Annotated in this window: 3 protein-coding genes; 1 reads left to right on the top strand and 2 read right to left on the bottom strand. The window is 54.3% G+C overall.

Features of this window, described 5'->3' with window-relative positions; all coding sequences use genetic code 11:
* Nucleotides 1-113 (top strand): S1 RNA-binding domain-containing protein (locus ACXJJY_RS12645; RefSeq protein WP_456388562.1); only part of this gene is annotated, 113 nt, incomplete at its 5' end.
* Nucleotides 114-240: 127 nt separating this feature from the next.
* Here ACXJJY_RS12645 and ACXJJY_RS12640 read toward each other — a convergent pair.
* Nucleotides 241-2,637 (bottom strand): sensor histidine kinase, encoded by a 2,397-nt coding sequence (locus ACXJJY_RS12640; RefSeq protein WP_456388560.1) that lies wholly within the window; start codon nt 2,635-2,637, stop codon nt 241-243.
* A complete protein-coding gene (locus ACXJJY_RS12635; RefSeq protein WP_456388558.1) occupies nt 2,624-3,847 on the bottom strand; it encodes an HDOD domain-containing protein in 1,224 nt (407 codons plus the stop codon). The genes ACXJJY_RS12640 and ACXJJY_RS12635 overlap by 14 nt, the downstream gene beginning before the upstream one ends.
* Between the last annotated feature and the right edge of the window lie 1,142 nt (nt 3,848-4,989).

Genomic DNA, 4,989 nt, shown 5'->3' with positions numbered 1-4,989 from the left:
AGGTCACCGACGTGCTTAACGAAGGAGATACCGTCCGGGTCAAGGTCCTGGAAATCGATAACCGTGGCCGTATCCGGCTGAGCCGCAAGGCTGCGTTGGAAGAAAAAAAATAAAAACAGAACAGATTCTGGTCCCTGACAGGACCATGAATATGCAGGGGAGTGGAACTTGTAGCCACTCCCTTTTTTTGTGTTTTTTATGGTCCGGGCCTCTGTGCTCAAGCGCCGATTTTAGATACTTTCAGGCTCCTTGTGCGTGTTTGCCCCCAGTGTCTTCCAGGGGCAGACGGATGTGAAAGGTGGTGCCCTGACCGGGGATGCTGGAGCAGACCAGCTGGCCTCCATGTTTTTCGGTCACCACGTTGTGGGATATGGCCAGCCCTTGGCCCGAGCCCTTGCCCACATCCTTGGTTGTGAAAAAGGGATCAAATATCTTGTCCTGGATTTCCGTGGGGATGCCGGAACCGTTGTCACGGATCACTATTTCCGCCCAGCCGTTCCGAACCCGGGTGGAGATATGGATCACTCCCCGTTCCATATCGGTTTTGCGAATCTTGTCGTCAATGGCATGGGCGGCGTTGACCAGTATGTTGAGGATGACCTGGCCCATCTCATCGGTCAGGCAGGGAACCGGAGGTAGACTCTCGTCCAGGGTGGTTTCCAGGTCTGCCACGTACTTATATTCATTTCTGGCTACCGTGGTGGTAGTGATTATGAGTTTGTTAAGATCGGTGGGCTCTTTTTCCCTGCTGCCGGGATGGGAGAATTCCTTCATAGCCTGGACGATCGAGGTTACCCGGCGGACACCCTCCCGTGACTGGTCGATGGCCTGGGGGATCTCTTTTTGGAGAAAATCCCAGTCGGTCTCTTCCAGGGTGTTTTGCAGGGCTTCGAGATCCTCCTCGGAGAGGTCTTGGTCTCTAGCCTTCCTGATACATCGGGTGACCTGTTCCATGAGCCTGGTGATATCAGCAAAAGTTTCGCCGAGAAAGTCGAGGTTGGTACTGACATACTGGGTCGGGGTATTGATCTCATGGGCAATGCCGGCGGCCAGCTGCCCCACGGCCTCCAGTTTCTGGGCATGGAGCAGCTGGGTCTGGAGGTGGTCGCGTTCTTTTTCGGTCCGGATCCGTTCAGTGATGTCGCGTACTACGGCGATAAACCGGCCATCCTCGCCCTCGGGTACCACATACTGGCAGAGGACTTCCACTGGAATCTCTATCCCGTCGCGGTGCCTGAGACGGGTTATCATGGTCAGCGATTCCTGCTCACCCTGGACCAGCGGTGCCAGCATCTTCTGCAGGCTCTCCTCGTCCAGGTCCGGGCTGATATCCAGTGGTGTCATTACGCTGAGCTCATCGGCTGTGAAACCGGTATGTATTTCTGCCCCGCGGTTGGCATAGATTAAATGGAGACTGTCTGGATCAAACATGAAGACCGCGTCTTTTGTCTGGTCCAGGGAGAGCTTGAAGTTGGTGAGCCTGTTTTCGGCCCGTTTGCGTTCCATCAGCTCCCGGTCCAGCCGGTGCATGGTCTGCCGCAACTGTCTGTTAAGGTGGCGGAAGTAGAGGGTTGTCGAGCCGCCACTAATGATCAGGATAAGGAGCAGAAGGATAAAATACCAGTATTTTTCCAGGATGTCCCGGGCAGTGATCTGGTCTAAATCTGCATAAGGCCCGATCCCAAGCTCCTTGAGGCACTCGTGTACCGGCTGGTAATTGAGAGGAATGGTCCAGCCAGCCAGGTGTGCTGCCCTGGCCGCCGGGTCGTCCGGGGACATCTGCAGGAGGGTGATGGCGATCTTCTGGGCAAACTCGGCCGGTACATGTTGCAGCTTGGCAATGGGCCATTCGGGATAGAGGGCTGTGCTCAGGAGAAAGGGAAACGATTGTTCCTTCCAGGGCTGGTCTTGGAGAACCCGGATGTCAGTCAGGTCGATTTTGCCCTCCAGTGCCATTCGTTCCAGGGTGTCCGTACGTACGGCACCGGCATCAACCTCCTGGTTTAAGACCGCATAGACTACGGCATCGTGGGTGCCGCCGAATCTGAGCTCGGCGAAATCGTGCCGGGGATCGATGCCGTGATGGAGCAGGTGACGCCAGGCCACCTGCCAGCCACCGAAGGACTGCCTGGCCACTGCCATGAATTGTTTCCCGCGCAGATCCGCATAGGAGGTGATGTCGCTTCGGTCTGCCCGGGAGAAGATCACCCCGCCAAATCGGGTCAGGGTCCGGTTGAGCCGGCGGTTTTTCAGGGTGGCGATCCGGCTGATATTGAATTCCTCTTCCAGGCTGACATAAAATGATGGGTTGGTCAGGATGAAGTCTACGCTTCCGTTGCTCACCGCCGGAACCAGTTCGTTGAAATCCAGCGGGACGATGGAAAAACGGAAATCCGGGATGTTTTTGTGGAGATACCTGGCGGTTGGGCTCCACTTTTCCAGGCATTTTTCCTTACCTCGCTTTGCCAGTACCCCGATCCTGACCAGGCCCTGGTTGGGCTCAACCTGGGCGCGGACCAGACCCGGGACCAGGAAAAAAGAAGCGATCAGCGTGCAGCAGACAACAGCAGTCGTCCAGACCGGGAAGATTCTGCCCTGGCTGCTCCTGAGCAAAGAGAATATCTTACCCATTTTCATCTTCCATACTCCTTTCTTCGAGCAGGTCCCAGAAATCCTGCCATTGTTCACCTTGTCCAGCCAGCCCGAGTCGGTCCAGGTAAGTTTCGTCGAGCTCTGGTGCGCAGCCTGGAAGCAGAGAGTCATTGTTCTGGTGGTAGAGTACATCGGCAATATGAACGGCCAGGGCCGGACTGAAGCTCTCTTCGGGAAAGTCGCGGAGCCGGTGGTGAAAGCCGATAGCCTCGATCACCGGCGATGGCAATCCCCAGAGTCCGAGCAGATAGGCACCCACGTCGTCATGGCTGGCCTGGAAGATTTCCTTTTCTGCCATGTGCAGACATATTTTCCGATCTCCGGCCAGCCGTACGGCCTGTTCAAACTGATCCGGCAGGGTCGTGAGAAGAATCAGTTTGCCGATGTCATGGAGGGTTCCGGCAATGAAGCTGTTGTCAGCCAGTTCTCTGTCATCGGACTTCGCTGTGGCAATTTCCCTGGCGAGCCTGCCGGTTTTCAGGCTGTGTTCCCAGAGGGCGCCCACGGAAAAGAAGGAGGATGTGGTCTTGAGCTCGGAAAAAACCTGGATCCCGAGTACCAGGGCCTTAATGGTGTCCAGGCCCAGCAGGTTGACGGCCCGGCGTGGGCTGTCGATGGTCTTGTAGAGGCCGAAAAAGGCCGAGTTGACCAGTTGCAGCATCTTGGCGCTCATGGCGAGATCCTGCTCAATTAGGTTGGCCACGTCCTGGATGGAGGAATCTGGATCGCGCAGCAGTCGCTGGAGGTCGGCATAAAGGGAGGGTAGGCTTGGCAAAGAACCCAGCCGCGAGATCAGATTTTTCAGTTGATCGTTGGTTATCAGGTCATGGAGGGCCGTGGCCCTGTCCAGTACGGCTTTGAGCTGTTCAGGGGAACACGGTTTGGAGAGAAACTGATGGACTACCCCGACGGTCCGCAGGATAGCTTCGTTATCGGCCTGGCCTGTGAGCATGATGCGGATGGCATGGGGATAGGTTTCCTGGATCAGGGTGAGCAGCTCGGCACCGTCCATTCCTGGCATGCGCATGTCCGAGACCACCACGTCAAAGGGTTCTTCCGCCATGATCTTGAGTGCTTCCTGGCCGCTGTCGGCAAAAGCCAGGTTCCACTGGTGGCGCATGGGTCGCAGCATGCGGCGCAGCCCGGAGAGAATATTTGGTTCGTCATCGACAAAGAGTATTCTTTTTTTGCTCATGGCTCTTGTTTATGACCTCCTCGGTCTTGATATGAAAGGGAGGGTACTGAGATTCATGATCACCTGGGGGAGCTCAGTGGATGAGACCAGGATCTTTTCACTGTTCATCGGGGATTGATAAGAAATATCTGATTACCGTCAAAATTCAGAAAAATGCTGAGCCGGTAGAGAGGATCCGATAATTTTGCTGAAATCATAGGAAATTACTCTGGTTACCGTACCGATGGCCTCAAGTTTTTGAGCCTGGGGCAACCGGCTGGAACGTTTTTTGATTTATTTTTCCAGGTGGTACTGGTAGCGTCTGTTTTCCCGGATCAGCGAGGTCCGCTCCATGGCCCTGAAGAGATGGTCTGCTTGATGACCTCCATGTCGTCTACTGGTTTGGTGATATAGTCTCGAGCTCTGATACGATACGGTTCGCATTGATAGCATCGATCAGGACACTCATTGCAGCGACGATGATAATCTGGGTGTCCGGGTCTTTCCTCCGGGTATGGGCCAGAATGTTCAAGTCCCCAGTACGCGGTGGTCGGGGAGAAGAACATCGGTCCTGTTGGTCCTGAAGGCATTGAGTCGGCTGGAGGTGACCGGCCTGATGACGGTCTGCTCTGTTCTTGCAGAGACAACGTCATAGCCTTGCGGACGAGTGCCCCATCCTCAGTGACCAGGGTGAAAATTTTCAGGATATCGTTTTTTGGAAGAGTGGGTCCTCGTGTCGCAGGCATGGAAACCGAACCTTCTCCCGGCTATCATGCAAAGTTGTCTTTTCGTTTGATCCAGGTGTTCCGGGAAAAATTTTATTCCAGGAACAACACGCATAGGCCTGTGGTAAAATTTTTTCAATCCTTGATCTCAAAGAAAGTTCTGGTGTTGCAAGAGAGCCTCATGCGGGTTGGCCAATAGGTGGCATGACATGCTAACAACTTCAGAATTGTCGATGCTCAGGGGATGAGACCTCTATTTATTCTGACACATCCTGGGGTGAAAAGGCAAAAAAATTACCTGTGATTATCTTCGATATCAGAGAGATTTCGTTTCAAGGGCCATGGTGCTTCGGGAATGATTCCTCAAAACTGTTGGACTGGAGAGCTTTTGCGTAAGGGGTTACAAGTGGAAAAAGTGACGGTTTCATTTTGTTGGTT

The sequence above is a fragment of the Desulfolithobacter sp. genome, assembly GCF_054025815.1.
The sequence above is the reverse complement of the archived record's forward strand: the minus strand, read 5'-3'. Positions and strand labels throughout refer to the sequence as shown.

Coding starts and splice junctions, on each gene's coding strand:
- ACXJJY_RS12640 (WP_456388560.1), bottom strand. CDS start 2,637: ATGAAAATGGGTAAGATATTCTCTTTGCTCAGGAGCAGCCAGGGCAGA.
- ACXJJY_RS12635 (WP_456388558.1), bottom strand. CDS start 3,847: ATGAGCAAAAAAAGAATACTCTTTGTCGATGACGAACCAAATATTCTC.